Source organism: Streptomyces sp. NPDC049887 (genome assembly GCF_040656535.1).
Classification (GTDB): Bacteria; Actinomycetota; Actinomycetes; order Streptomycetales; family Streptomycetaceae; genus Streptomyces.
Genome location: NZ_JBFAMM010000018.1, coordinates 119,076 through 132,313 on the forward strand (window position 1 = coordinate 119,076; position 13,238 = coordinate 132,313).

At 72.1% G+C, this 13,238-nt stretch carries 10 protein-coding genes; 7 read left to right on the forward strand and 3 right to left on the reverse strand.

Annotated elements, in window-relative coordinates; genetic code table 11:
- The first annotated feature begins 46 nt into the window (after positions 1-46).
- Positions 47-553, forward strand: coding sequence for a hypothetical protein (locus tag AB0J10_RS22095; protein ID WP_363064090.1), 507 nt, complete (start codon positions 47-49; stop codon positions 551-553).
- A 268-nt stretch (positions 554-821) separates the two neighbouring features.
- The gene (locus AB0J10_RS22100; protein ID WP_363064092.1) at positions 822-2,384 is read left to right on the forward strand and encodes an MFS transporter; all 1,563 of its coding nucleotides are present in this window, start codon (positions 822-824) and stop codon (positions 2,382-2,384) included.
- Between the two features lie 255 nt (positions 2,385-2,639).
- Here the strand turns inward: AB0J10_RS22100 and AB0J10_RS22105 are convergent, their stop codons facing one another.
- Both AB0J10_RS22105 and AB0J10_RS22110 read right to left on the reverse strand, forming a co-directional pair.
- Positions 2,640-4,412, reverse strand: coding sequence for a S8 family serine peptidase (locus AB0J10_RS22105; protein WP_363064168.1), 1,773 nt, complete (start codon positions 4,410-4,412; stop codon positions 2,640-2,642).
- Positions 4,413-4,865: 453 nt separating this feature from the next.
- On the reverse strand, positions 4,866-7,679 hold the full coding sequence (locus AB0J10_RS22110; RefSeq protein WP_363064094.1) for a LuxR C-terminal-related transcriptional regulator: 2,814 nt from the start codon (positions 7,677-7,679) through the stop codon (positions 4,866-4,868).
- A 293-nt stretch (positions 7,680-7,972) separates the two neighbouring features.
- Between AB0J10_RS22110 and AB0J10_RS22115 the strand changes: the two genes are divergently transcribed.
- The 3 genes from AB0J10_RS22115 (at position 7,973) to AB0J10_RS22125 (ending at position 10,427) form a co-directional block, all read left to right on the forward strand.
- Positions 7,973-8,422 (forward strand): hypothetical protein, encoded by a 450-nt coding sequence (locus AB0J10_RS22115; RefSeq protein WP_363064096.1) that lies wholly within the window; start codon positions 7,973-7,975, stop codon positions 8,420-8,422.
- 383 nt (positions 8,423-8,805) lie between these two features.
- A complete protein-coding gene (locus AB0J10_RS22120; protein ID WP_363064098.1) occupies positions 8,806-9,213 on the forward strand; it encodes a YciI family protein in 408 nt (135 codons plus the stop codon).
- An 8-nt stretch (positions 9,214-9,221) separates the two neighbouring features.
- Positions 9,222-10,427 (forward strand): DUF6596 domain-containing protein, encoded by a 1,206-nt coding sequence (locus tag AB0J10_RS22125; protein ID WP_363064170.1) that lies wholly within the window; start codon positions 9,222-9,224, stop codon positions 10,425-10,427.
- Between the two features lie 203 nt (positions 10,428-10,630).
- On the opposite strand, the gene AB0J10_RS22130 is transcribed toward AB0J10_RS22125, so the two are convergent.
- Positions 10,631-10,921, reverse strand: a complete 291-nt coding sequence (locus AB0J10_RS22130; protein WP_363064100.1) for a hypothetical protein — start codon at positions 10,919-10,921, stop codon at positions 10,631-10,633.
- Positions 10,922-10,924: 3 nt separating this feature from the next.
- Between AB0J10_RS22130 and AB0J10_RS22135 the strand changes: the two genes are divergently transcribed.
- Positions 10,925-11,707 (forward strand): hypothetical protein, encoded by a 783-nt coding sequence (locus AB0J10_RS22135; RefSeq protein ID WP_363064102.1) that lies wholly within the window; start codon positions 10,925-10,927, stop codon positions 11,705-11,707.
- A gap of 235 nt (positions 11,708-11,942) precedes the next feature.
- Positions 11,943-13,067 carry a PP2C family protein-serine/threonine phosphatase gene (locus tag AB0J10_RS22140; protein ID WP_363064104.1) on the forward strand — a complete coding sequence of 375 codons (1,125 nt, stop codon included), beginning with the start codon at positions 11,943-11,945 and terminating at the stop codon, positions 13,065-13,067.
- Positions 13,068-13,238: the final 171 nt, after the last annotated feature.

Sequence of the window (13,238 nt, forward strand, 5' to 3'; positions counted from 1 at the left end):
CACCCGTTGGTTCTGCCCGTCGGACGACCAACACAGGAGTGCCTCCATGCTGCGCTCGAAACTCCGGTCCCTGTCAGTCGGCATCGGCTCGGCCATCGCCATGGTGGGCGTCGCCCTTGCCCCCACCACCGCATCCGCTGCCCCGGCGCTGCCGTCGCACACCGCGGCCGGCGCTCCAGGCACCCCCTCGCTGACGACCGCCGCCGGGTTCTGGTCGTGCACGGTCCCGCCCGGCTACACGTACACCAACACCCAGAACACCCTGTCGTGTTCGACCAGCGGCGGGTTCCGCACCATGTACTACGTGCAGCCTCCCGCGGACGGCCTGTGGGCCTGCACCACCATGCCCGGCTTCACCTACAGCAACACCCAGAACACCCTGTCGTGTTCGACCAGCGGTGGGTTCCGCACCATGTACTACCTGCGCACGCCCAAGACGGGCCTGTGGGCATGCACGGTCCCGCCCGGCTTCACCTACACCAGCACCCAGAACACCCTGTCGTGTTCGACCAGCGGTGGGTTCCGCACCATGTACTACCTTCGGGCCCTGTGACCTCCCGCTCCGCGCGCCGCTCCGGGCGGCGCGCGGAGCGGCTCGGTCCTCGTCGGCGCCGGAGTTCCGGCCGGAGGCCACGGCCGTGCTCCTCGCCCACGATCGCCGCCGGTCCGACGTACGACGAACCGGCCGGCACGGACCGCTGAACACCCCCTGTGGCTCGGATCCCTTGGGCCGGCACCGCCCCGATCTTCCGCAGCAGCGGATCGACGACGGGGAGCGCTTCGTCTGATCGAATGCACAGGCGCGCTGCTACGCTCCGACCATGTCGTCCGAAATGCCTTCTGTGCCGGTTCGCTCCTATTGGAACAACGGCCGGCAGGGAACTCTCCTCGCGGCATATCTCGGGCTGTTCGTCGTCAATGTCAATGTCCTGATCACCTACGTCGGGATCTTCGACATGCAGCGTCGTCTGGGCATGGGGGAATCCGACCTGCAATGGCTCGTGGGTGTCTACAGCATCGGTATGGCCTCGGCCACGATGATCAGCGCGACACTGGCGGACGTCTTCGGCAGGAAAATCGTCTATGTGGTGAGTCTGAGCGTGTACATCGCCTGCGCGTTGGGCGCCGCCACAACGTCGAGTGTGCTCGTCCTCGTGGTGGCGAGAGGAGTGCAGGGGGTTTCGGCCGCTGCGGTCATCGTCACCTCACTCGCCCTTGTGAGCAGGGTGAGCACCACTCGGGAGGCGAGAACGAGGGCTGTCGGGGCCTGGGTTGCCGTGGGGAGCGTGGCGGTGGCCATGGGGCCGCCCGTGGGAGGGATCCTGGCCCAGTTGACGGGCTGGCGCGGCCTCTTCGTGGCCATGGTTCCGCTCTGCTTCGTCGTGCTGGTCGTCACACTGCGACGGGTGTCCGAGCCTCAACACGTGCCCGTCCGCAGATTCGACTGGACGGGCCAGTTCCTCTTCATCACGACAGTGGCGTCACTGGCCTTCGTGATGATTCAGGGGCCGTCCTTCGGATGGCTCTCGAGCATCACGCTCTCGCTGCTCGGGCTGAGTGCGGTGGGATTCCTCGCCTTTGTGGTCCGGGAATCCCGAGCCCGCCATCCCATGCTCGACATCTCTCTGTTCCGTAACCGGTTGTACGCCCTCGCCGTGGCCACGGTGTTCTTCGCAGCCTTCTGCAACGAAGGGGCGTTCTTCGTCGTGATGCAGTACTACCGGAACATTCGAGAGTATTCCCCAGTGGAGGCCGGGTTCCTCGTCCTTCCGTTCGCCGTCGGGTATGCGGCGGTCGCTCTGAAGGCCGCAGGGCTGCGCAAGAGATTCGGCTTGCGGCGTTTGCTCCTGTCCGGTCAGGCGGGTCTGCTGCTCGGTCTGCTCACCATGGTGTTCGGCTTTCCCGTCGGCAGAGGCACGGTCCTGCTCGGCATGGCCGTCGTCGGCATGGCCTCGGCCATGGTCATCACTCCGGTCGTCGCGCTGGTGCTGGAGATCATGCCATCGGACCGGACGGGCATGGCGTCCGGAATCGTGAACACCCAGCAACCGCTCGGCGGGGCCATGAGCTTCGCCGCACTCGGGACGGTGATGACCGTGTGGTTGGGAGCCACCCTCGGCAGGGACATCGAGCAGGTGATTCCCGATCCGGCCGAGAGGACCGGCGCCAGCCGCGACATCATTCTGCACGCGGATCCACACACGCATGTCTCGATGAGCGCACCCGGTGCTCAGATCCGCCACTTCGACGCGCGCCTCGCGGACATCGCGGAGAAGAACTTCATCCAGGCCGGTCAGCTCAGCCTGGGAGTCGCGGCGCTCGTCGCCGCCGCCGTTCTCGCCGTGCTCCTCGCGGCTTTCCCAAGCGGCGCGGACCGCCCCTGAACCGGCCTTGCGCGGTGCCGACCGCCCCTGCACAGGGCTCGTGGGCCCGGATTCACGATGGGGAGCGCGGGCCGGGAGTGCAGCAGTGAACCGGGAGTGCGACGTCGGGGCGAGTCAGGGGCGAAGGGCGGCACCGGGCATCCGAGGCGCGCGACGCCTGCCCTCGTTCGTGTCGCCGCGGGATCCCGACCGGGCCCGGGGGAACGTGAGATCTGCCGGTGCCCCGGGGCACCGGCAGATCAGTGGGCGGAACCGTCAGAAGGTCAGGCCCCAGGAGTCGATGTATCCGCTGTCGCCGGAGTAGACATCGGCCACCCTCAGCGTCCAGGTGCCGTTCGCCGCGACCCCGGAGGCGTCGACGGTGTAGGTGGTGAGCAGGTTGGCGGTGCTGTCGCCGGACGCTTCCTTCAGGCGCGCGGACGACCCGTCCGGGGCGACGATCTCGATGATCAGGTCGCCGCGGTAGGTGTGCTTGATGTCCACGTCGATCTTCAGGCTCGACGGGGCGTCGCCGCTGCGCCCGGTCACCGCCACGGACGAGGTCACCCAACTGCCGTTGTCGGGGATGCTGACGTCGGCGGTGTTGCGGAAGACGTTCGAGCCCGTGGGCGTGGTGCCGCCGGAGCCGAGAGCGGCACCCGCGTCGGCGAGTCCGGCGCCGCAGCCACCGGAGCAGGAACCGGGCAGCGTACGGGCCTTGCTCTTGATCGTCGACTCGATCTGCGCCGGGGTCAGGGACGGGTTCGCCTCGACCATCAGCGCGGCGAGGCCGGCGACGTGGGGGGCGGCCATGCTGGTGCCCTGGTAGGCGACGTAGTTCTCGCTCCCGATACTGCGTGCACCGCTGTTGAGCGTGGAAAGGATGCCGTTGGAACTGCTCGGCGAGGTCTCGCCTCCGGGGGCGGTGATGTCGACGACGCTGCCGTAGTTGGAGTAGTAGGCGCGGTTGCCCTGGCGGTCGCTCGCGGCGACGGTGATGACGTTGCTGCAGCTTGCCGGGTTGAAGTACGCGGCGTTGGCGTTGTCGTTGCCCGCGGCGACGACGATCGTCGTTCCGCGGCCCACGGCGGCGTTGATCGCGCTCTGGGTGCCGGAGTCGCAGCCGCCCTCGCCGCCCAGGCTCATGTTGATGACGTCCGCGGGGTGCGGGTTGTTCGCCACGCCCTGCACGGAGCCGCCGGATGCCCAGGTGATGGCGTCGATGATGTCGGACGTCAGCCCACCGCACTTGCCGAGCACGCGCACCGGCTGGATGGTCGCGTCGTAGGCGATGCCCGTCACGCCCTTGCCGTTGTTCGCGGCGGCGGCGATCGTGCCGGCGACGTGCGTGCCGTGCCAGGAGTTGTCGGTGTTCTGCCCCGGCACGGGCAGGCCGTCCTCGTCGACACCGCACTCGCCGCGGTTCGTCCAGTCGCCGGGGTCGGCCGCGTTGCCGTCCCGGCCTCCTCCGTCCTGGGAGATGAACGGGTCGGAGATGAAGTCGTAGCCGCTGACGATGTTGGCGGCAAGGTCCGAGTGCGCGACGTAACCGGTGTCGATCACGGAGACCTTGACGCCCTGTCCGGTGGCCTTGTCCCAGGCCGCGGGAACGTTCATGCCCGCGGTGCTCTCGAAGAGGTCCCACTGGCGGCCGTACTCCGTGTCGTTCGGGGAGACGGCCGTGGCGTACATGCGGGTGTCCGGGACGACGTAGGCCACGTCAGGGTCGGCGCGGAAGGCCGCCATGACGTCTGCGGCATCGCCCTCGTCCAGCTTGCCGCCGAGGTCGAGAAGGGCGGCGCCGGTGCCGAGGCGGCGGTCGAAGCCGACCGACTCACCGGTCCTCTCTCCCTTGTCCCGAGCGTCCTTGTCCGCGGCGGAGTCCGATGCGGCCTCCGCCGCACGGGACTTGTATCCGACTATGAGGCGTTCGACGGGCGTGTCCGCGCTGGAGGTCGCCGCGGAGGCGGCGGGTCGCGGGGACGGGGTCGCGGCGGCGGAGGTGGCGGCTCCCGTGGCGAGAAGTGCGGTGGTGGTCACCGCCAGCACGGATATGCGAAAGGGTCTGGAACGGTTCAAGTCGCTTTGCCTTTCCGGTCTGCTCCCGGCGTCGAACCGAATGGGTTGGTTCGGTCATGACAAGCCGGTCCCTGGCCGCGGCAGGGTGATGTGGGGGTCGCTCGAGCCGGGCGGGACCTCGTGGCAGACCCGCACACGGCGCCGGCCGGCGTGCATCAGGTGGTACCTCGCGGCGGATGCAGGTCGACCGGGCAAGTGGAAGGAACGTACGGCCGGAGTCCGCACGCGAATATCCGGGGCCGGGGTACTACGGATACGTGATTAACCCCTGACCAAGCGCTTGCCTGTCCGATTGATCACGGAATGCAAGCGTCACGGTGCTGATCGAGCGGCCTGCACAAGCACGGAGGCGGGGATGCGGGGGCCCGTGCGCTCCCGCGCGGATGCGACGCCGAAGGCACGCACGGATGCGAAGCGGATCGGTCAGGCGTCGCCGGGACCGCCGACCGGGGCGATCCGCGTCCGCTCCGGCCCCTCCGACCCCCGACACTCGGCGAGTTCCTGGCGCGAGGGTGTCCCCTGCTTCCGCATGGCCCGGGCGACGTGCTGCTCGACCGTACGCGGTGAGAGATGCAGGATTCCCGCGATCTCCCTGTTGGTGAGCCCGGCCGACGCGAGTTCGGCGACCTCCCGTTCGCGCGGGGAGAGTTGACCGCCGTACGCGGGACGACCCGGCGGACGGCCCTCCCTGGCCGGCTGGTGACGGCGGAGCTCGGCCCGGGCGCGGGCGGCATCCCACACCGCGCCGAGCTCGGTGAACAGTGCCGCGCAGGAGGCCAGTTCGTCCACAGCGAGGGCGGCGGCCGGTTCGGGACCGTCCTGCCGCTCGGACGACTCCCGGCCGTTCGCCCCCAACGCCTCCAGCGTGCAGCGTGCCGCTCCCTCGGCGGCCAGCGCCCGCGCGTAGGGGCGCGGTGCGCGATCGAAGGTCGCGGCGGCCTCGCGGTAGAAGGGGACGGCGTCCAGCGGGCGGCCGTCCATCTCGGCCAGTGCCGCCCGGCTCCAGCTCAACGCGCCCGTGGCGGAGGGGGCGTCCACCCCGGCCAAGCCCGACGACAGCTCCTCCAGCATGGCGCGGGCCGCCGCCGCGTCGCCCGCTCGGGCCACCGCCTCGACGGCCCAGGGAGCCAGCTCCGCGGCCCACACCCATACGCCCTTCGCCGCGGCCTTCCGCCAGGCGCTCCCCGCCTCCTCGGCCGCCACCGGCACGTCCTGACGGGCCAGCGCCAACCGGATCAGGGCTCCGGACGTGGCGGCGGCGTGCGGCGCGGCCGCGTGCTCGGCCGAGGACGCGTCAGGGCCGGCCAGCCACGAGAGTGCGGCACCCCAGTCGCCCTGGGCGAGTGCGAGCATCCCGCGGACCATGCGCGCGTCCGCACTGATGACCGGCATGTCGGCGGTCGCGGCGACGAACTCCTCGCAGCGCCCGGCCAGCCCCGCCCAGTGCCCGGTGAACCACTCGAGCAGGAGTCTCGCCCCCAGGGCGGTGTGCTCGGTGTAGGGGGCACCACTGCGCGCCGACAGCGCAAGCCCCTCACGCAGAAGGTCCTCGGCCCGTCCGAAGTGGCCGAGCCACACCGCGGAGTCGGCGGCGTTGCACAGCCCGCGGGCGGCGTGCCTGCGGATCCCGGGGTCGGGGTGGTCGGTGGGCAGCGACTTCAGCAGGTCCCAGCCGTCGGGCTCGCCGCAACTCATCGCCAGCCCGGCGCGGTTGGCCCGGACCGCCGCACGGACGACTTCGTCTCCGCTGTCGTCCGCGGCCACCGCGGCGCCCTCGAGCCAGGCGCGGTGGACATCGATGGAGGACCCGGGCCAGTAGGGCATCGCGAGGGCCGACATGGCGCGGGCGGACAATCCGGGCCGCTCGCTGCGGAGTTCGGCGGCGGCCCGCTCCAGCTCGGTCCAGCCGGTGCCGCCCATCCCGACCTGATTGCACAGCAGCAGTCCGAGGTCGAGACGGATCTCGCCGCGCAGCACTGCGGGAAGGCTCTCGTCCTCCACGATCTGCGTGAGCACCTCGACGGTCTGGTCCGAACGCAACCCGTTGACAGCGATGTCAGCCAGTCGCGGCGCCAGCCCGGCCCTCGCGGCACGCGGTATGTCAGGGGATGCGAGGGCCTCCTCCAGCAGTTTGATCGCGGCCTGGTGGTCTCCGGCACCGGTGGCCAGGGCGGCCGCCCGTTCCACGGCACGCAGCCAGGCCTTGACGGGGCCGGCCTCCCGGCGGTGCCGTGCGAGCGACGTCCACGGCACGGGCTGCCTGCGCACCAGCACGTCGGCGGCCCTCGCATGCAGTTGCTGCCGTACCGGGCCGGGCAGCACCCGGCGCACGGCGCGCGCGGCGAGCGGGACGAGCAACCCGTACCGCCGGCCCGGGTACTCGGCGAGCACGGCCGCGTCGAGCGCTCCGGTCAGCCCGTCCGTCCTGTCGGCGAGTCCGGGGCCCTGCCCGGCCCTCCCCACGGATGCGGGTCCGTCCTCGCAGCCGCCGCCGGGCGTCGCCCCCTCGGTGACCGTCAGCAGTTCCTCCCGCGTCACCGGCTCATCCAGTACCGCGGCTGCCCACACCACGGCCCGCTGCGACGGCGGCAGCGAAGCCGTCCGGCTCAGTACCAGTTCGGCGAGGCGGACGGGCACGCCCGCGGCATCCACGTCGGCCGCCGTGCACCGCTGCAGGTCCTGTTCGCCCAGCACCACCAGCAGGTCCACCACCACCTGCGCCACGCCACCGGACTGCTCGTGGAGCCGGGTGACGGCCTCGGGCGTGCAGCGATCGCCGAGGGCGGCCGCCGCGGCGCTCTGCACCTGCTCGGTGGTCCACGGCGTGACCCGGTGCTCGAGGACGGCCATGTCGCGCGGGTAGCGCACCGGCGGGGTGCCCAGCGGCAGACCGGGGTGGGGCAGTTCCTCGGGCCGGTACAGCACCACGGTCGCGCGCGAGGGCGGGGACTGCTCCAGCAGTCGGCGCAGTGCGCCGCGTTCGGCGGCGCCCGCCCGGTGCAGGTCGTCGACCAGGAGCAGGAGGGGCCCGTCTGCTGCCGGTTCGGGCACGGCGGCCTCCCCGCCGCAGGTCCAGGTGAGCACCCCGGCGCCGGTGGCCTCGGGCAGATCGGCGAGGCGCCGTGCGAGGTGGCTCTTTCCGGTGCCGGCCGCTCCGGCCACGAGGACGAGCAACGGTTCTGCCGTCTCCGACGCGAGGGTCCGTCTCAGCCTGCGCTCCCAGGCGGGTGTACTCATGCTGCCTGCCCCCTCACTGACGGCCCCCTCCGCGCCCTTGGCCGTGCGCCGGCCCCAAGTCTGCCTTATCGGTCGTGTGTTCGGGCGCGGAGAAGAGGGGTCCGGATGCGGGAGGCCCGCCCTCGACCGGACGCCCACGTCCTTCTCACACGGCGCGGTCGGCAGGTGGGCGGACCGTGACGACGCGGGCGCGGCGAGCTTCAAAGGGGATTCTCATCCCGCTCCCAGCTTCGCCACAGCCTCGTGCCCGATCTTCGAGTACGACACGGATCACGGAAGCGGAGGAATGTTCCATGGTGACCAAGAGAGCTCGAGTGGGTCTTGCCGTCGCGTCAGTGGCGAGCGTGGGGCTGCTGTTCCCCGCCGTGGCCCTCGCGGAGGACAGCGCTCCGGCCGCTGCGACGGAGTCGACCGCGCCTTCCGGTGACACGCCGGATCCGCGGGAGGAGCGCCGGGAGGCCCGGAAGGACCGGGCGGAGGAGCGACAGGAGGAACTGGCGGCCGCCCTGGCGAAGGAACTGGGCGTGTCCGAGGACAAGGTGAAGGCGGCGCTGGAGAAGATCCGGAGCGAGAAGCAGCAGGAGCGCAAGGAGGAGCGCGAGAAGCGGCTCTCGGAGCGTCTCGAGAAGGCGGTGTCCGAGGGGAAGCTCACCCAGGAGCAGGCCGACGCCGTCCTCGAGGCCGCGGAGAGCGGCGTCCTGCCCGGAGGCCCGGGCGGGGGACCCGGTCGCGCCCGCGGCTGAGATCACGGACGTCCCTCGCCGTGGCCGGGCGAGGGGCGGCCGCCCGCCGGCCCCGCCGGACGGGGCGGCCCCCGCCGTGCGGATCCGCGCCATGACCGGTGGCGACGCCGGGCGGCCGCCCCCTCCTTCCCGGAGACGGGGACGCAGCGCGGCCGGGGCACCCCACCACCGCGGTGCCTGCACCGCTCGCGCCGGGGCAGCACGGCGGGGCTCCCGCGTCAGGGGCAGGCGGAGGCCGCGTACCCGCCGCGCGGGGCTGCGCCTCGGGCTCATCCGCGAGAGCCCGAGAAAATCCGGACGGCGATGTCGAGAACCCGCGTCCGGCTCCGTCCCCGGGGTGAACGTGGCCACAATGGGTGGCACGAGCACCGAGGAGAACCACGATGGCCAAGTATCTGCTGCTCAAGCACTACCGCGGCGCCCCGGCTCCGGTCAACGACGTGCCGATGGACCAGTGGAGCCCGGAGGAGATCTCGGCCCATGTCCGGTACATGAACGACTTCGCGGCCCGGCTGGAGAGGACAGGCGAGTTCGTCGACGGTCAGGCGCTCGCCCCCGAGGGAGCATGGGTCCGCTACGCCGGCGAGGGCCGCCCGCCGGTCACCGACGGACCGTTCGCCGAGACCAAGGACCTCATCGCCGGCTGGATGATCGTCGACGTCGACGGCTACGAGCGCGCCGTCGAGCTGGCAGGGGAGCTGTCGGCCGCCCCTGGGGCCGGAGGCAGGCCGATCCACGAGTGGCTGGAGGTACGCCCGTTCCTGACCGCGCCGCCCACCATCACGGAGTGACATCACCGATGGACGAGGTCCTGCTCAGGAGCCTCATGCCGAGCGTGCTCACCGTCCTCGTCCGCCGCGGAGCAGACTTCGCGGCGGCCGAGGACGCCGTGCAGGACGCTCTGGTCGAGGCGCTCCGGGTCGGGGCGGCCGACCCCTCCCCGAACTCTTCGAGCAAGGGACTCCCCATGCGGGACCCGAAGGGCTGGCTGGTCACCGTGGCCTGGCGCAAGTTCCTCGACGCCACCCGCGCCGACGCCGCCCGCCGGCGGCGTGAGGGCCGCGTCGAGCACGAGCCGGCCCCCGGGCCGGCGCCCGCTGTGGACGACACGCTCCAGCTCTACTTCCTGTGCGCCCACCCCTCGCTGACCCCGGCATCGGCGGTCGCGCTCACACTGCGCGCAGTCGGCGGGCTGACCACTCGTCAGATCGCCCAGGCGTACCTGGTGCCCGAGGCGACCATGGCGCAGCGCATCAGCCGGGCCAAGCGCACCGTCTCCGGCGAGCGTCTCGACCGGCCGGGCGATGTCGCCACCGTGCTGCGCGTCCTCTACCTCGTCTTCAACGAGGGCTACACGGGCGACGTCGACCTCGCCGGCGAGGCCATCCGGCTCACCCGGCAGCTGGCGGCAGTCGTCGACCACCCCGAGGTGGTCGGGTTGCTCGCCCTCATGCTGCTCCACCACGCCCGGCGTGCCGCCCGGACCGCCTCCGACGGCAGTCTGGTGCCGCTCGCCGAGCAGGACCGCGGCCGCTGGGACACTGCGTTGATCGCCGAGGGCATCGGCATCCTCCAGGCGGCCCTCGCCCGCGACCGGCTGGGCGAGTTCCAGGTCCAGGCCGCCATCGCGGCACTCCACGCCGATGCTCCCACCACCGAGGAGACCGACTGGGTGCAGATCGTCGAGTGGTACGACGAGCTCACGCGCCTGACCGACAACCCGGTCGTCAGGCTCAACCGTGCGGTCGCCGTCGGGGAGGCCGACGGACCGCGCGCCGGCCTGGCGGCCCTCGCCGCGCTGGACGCTCCTTCCCCGGGCTCCTCGGGCAGGGGACACCCGTTGCCCCGCCACGCCGCGGTGGCGGCCTACCTCCACGAGCGCGACGGCGACCTGGCGAAGGCGGCACGGCTCTACGCCGAGGCGGCGCACGAGGCACCCAACCTCGCCGAGCGCGACCACCTGACGCGCCAGGCCGCCCGGCTCAACGCCCGCCGACGCCACTGACGGTCACGCTCGGATTCTCCCGCCGCGCGCCCCGTGGCCGGAGGCCGGTGCACGTCCCGTGTCAGGGGCCGATGCTCACAACGGTGGGAGGTCGGCTCGATGCGGCGAGCGTGGCGCATGCCCTCCGTCAGGGGCTGCCGAGCGGCTCGGAAGGCACGGCGGGCAGCCGTACAGGTCTCGTCCTCGCGGGTGGCACTGCGGCTTCACCGGTTGCTCTCCGAGCCGATGCGGGCGAGCAGCGAAGCCGTGCCGTCCTCTGCTGTGATCCCGCGGGCGAGTTCGACCGCGCGGCGCCGGTGGGACGGCTCGGACAGGCAAGCCGTGATCGCGTCGCCGAGGGCTTCGGCGGTGAGCTGCCCGAACGGCACAGGCCGCGGGGCGCCTCCCGGCCCGTACAGCCGGGAGGCCCAGAACGGCTGGTCGGCTCCCCGGACGGGTCCGACCTGCGGCCGGCCCCCGGCATCCCTGGGGCGCAGGGCCACGCCGAGGTGCACGGCGTGAGCCGGGGCGGTACGGTCCTGGCCACCGTCGAGCGCAGGACCGGGCACGGCTACCGGCACTCGATGCACTTCCTGCGCCCGGAGGCGGCGGAGTGGTCCGATCTGGACGTGCCTGAGGCGTTCCTGCCACTGCACGTAACTGGTTCCCTCGGTGAGACGGTGTATCTCACCGGTGGAGCCTGGGACGCCGACTCGGCGGCGGATCGCGAACGGAAGCCGGCCCTCTTCGCGGCGGACCTCTCCGAGGGCGTCGTCACCGAGGTGGCGCTGCCCGCGTCCGGCCCGGCGATCCCTCTGCGGGACAGGCTGCGCAGGAACAGTCGCGACCCGGCCTTCGGCCTTCTGGGCCGCGGTGCCTACCACGAGGACGTGCTCGTCTCCTCGTCGTCCTACGGGCACGCCTTCGAGTACGACGTGCTGCACGCGGTCGATCGCGCGGCCGGGCTGTGGGCCACGGCCCGGCTCCGACGGGACGACCAGGCGACAGAACTGTGGGTGGCCGCGGACAGAACCGCGTACGCGTTCACCGCCTTCGGGGACCTGTGGACCTCGAACGCGGGTCGCGCGTGGCGGCGCTCGGACTTCCGTGACCGTCTGATGAGGGTTCTCGGCGAGAGCCCCAGGGGCCTCGGCCTGCAGGCTGCGGCCTTCACCGGCGACCGGCTTCTCCTGGCCACGGCGCGGGCCGTGGTCGAGTGCGCCGCCGACGGGGCCGGAATCCGGGCCCTGTGCCGCCGCGACGAAGAGGCACCCCGCATCCTCTCGTTCCTGCGGCCGTAGGCCGGGTCGCTGCCCGACTGACTCGCAGGCACACCGGCGGCCGGTCACCCGAGCATCGCTCCGGTGACCGGCCGCCGGTCCTTCGCCGGCGGCGAGCGACCCGGCTCAGCGCGTGTCCGTTGCCTCCCCGGCGGGAACACACGGTGCGTTGCGCGCGGCCTCCCGTCGCCCGTCCGGCCGCCCGTGCCGACCGCGATGAGTGGAAAGGTGTGCCCGTACCAGGCAGGCTGATGGCATGCGGTCGGACATCCGCTCATCCGTGCGCCCGCGAGCGGACGGTCGTCATCGGGTCCTCTGGGTGCTCGCGCAGTGCCTGCCGTTCGCGATCGCGGTCCTGGTGGTGGTCATCGAGCTCACGCCCCTGCACGTCATGTACACGGGACCGCTGCTGACCGCGACCCCGGCACTGGCGGCGGTGACCATGGGCCCCCGGGGCACGATCGCGGCGGCCGCCTTCGCGCTTGTCGTCAGCGTGATCACCGCCACCTACAACCAGGCCTGGCAGAATCAGCAGGTCTACACCAACCTCCTCGCCCTCGTCCTGGTGTCCGCCGCGAGCATCACCACCAGTAGCGCCGCCCGGACGCGCAGCGAGAACGAGCTCAACCAGATCCGCAGGATCGCCGCCGCCGCACAGGAGGTGCTGCTGCGACCGGTGCCCGCCCGGATCGGCCCGCTGCGCGCGGGCAGCATGTACGTCGCCGCCGAGACCGGCGCCCAGATCGGCGGCGATCTCTACGAAGCCGTGCAGACCCGCTTCGGGGTACGGCTCATCATCGGCGATGTCAGGGGCAAGGGCCTTCCCGCGGTGCGCGCCGCCGCTGCCGTGCTGGGGGCCTTTCGGGAGGCGGCCCACTACCAGGAGGACCTGCCGGCCGTCATGGACCACTGTGCGGCCGCCCTGGAGCGGGAGCGCCTGTCCCCGGGCGTGGACCCGGACGCACGTGTGGAGGGGTTCGTCACGGCGCTGGTGGCCCAGGTCCCGCAGGAGCCGGTGGTCGAGATCGTCAACCGCGGCCATCCGCCCCCGCTGGTGCTGCACCGCGGCAGGGCGGAGGCCCTGACGCCGGGGTGCCCGCTCCCGCCGCTCGGCCTTGACGAGCTTCTGACCGAGCCCTCCGAGGCCAAGGTGGAGTCCTATCCGTTCGTCCGCGGTGACCGCCTGCTGCTGCACACCGACGGTGTGATCGAGGCACGCAACAGCAACGACGACTTCTTCGCGCTGCCCGACGCCTTCGAGGCCGTGCGCGGCAACGCCCCGGGGGAGTTCCTGGACGAGCTGCACCGGGCGCTGATGCGGCACTCCGCGGGCTGCCTCGCCGATGACGTCGCGATGTTGATCATCGAGAGGGCCGAGTAGGACGGGGACCGGCCGGTTCGGGTTGCCGTTGGCGCCGCCGCCGCTCCGAGGCGTCGCTGGTCGCCGTGCCCAGGCGCCGCACGCCTCGCGCGGCCTGGCGTCCGAGGATCGGCGCCTTGCTCGCGGGCCGCCCGGCGCCTCCCGTAGCCCGCGGCGTTGGCCATCGGACAC

Coding starts and splice junctions, on each gene's coding strand:
- AB0J10_RS22095 (WP_363064090.1), top strand. CDS start 47: ATGCTGCGCTCGAAACTCCGGTCCCTGTCAGTCGGCATCGGCTCGGCC.
- AB0J10_RS22100 (WP_363064092.1), top strand. CDS start 822: ATGTCGTCCGAAATGCCTTCTGTGCCGGTTCGCTCCTATTGGAACAAC.
- AB0J10_RS22110 (WP_363064094.1), bottom strand. CDS start 7,679: ATGAGTACACCCGCCTGGGAGCGCAGGCTGAGACGGACCCTCGCGTCG.
- AB0J10_RS22115 (WP_363064096.1), top strand. CDS start 7,973: ATGGTGACCAAGAGAGCTCGAGTGGGTCTTGCCGTCGCGTCAGTGGCG.
- AB0J10_RS22120 (WP_363064098.1), top strand. CDS start 8,806: ATGGCCAAGTATCTGCTGCTCAAGCACTACCGCGGCGCCCCGGCTCCG.
- AB0J10_RS22125 (WP_363064170.1), top strand. CDS start 9,222: ATGGACGAGGTCCTGCTCAGGAGCCTCATGCCGAGCGTGCTCACCGTC.
- AB0J10_RS22140 (WP_363064104.1), top strand. CDS start 11,943: ATGCGGTCGGACATCCGCTCATCCGTGCGCCCGCGAGCGGACGGTCGT.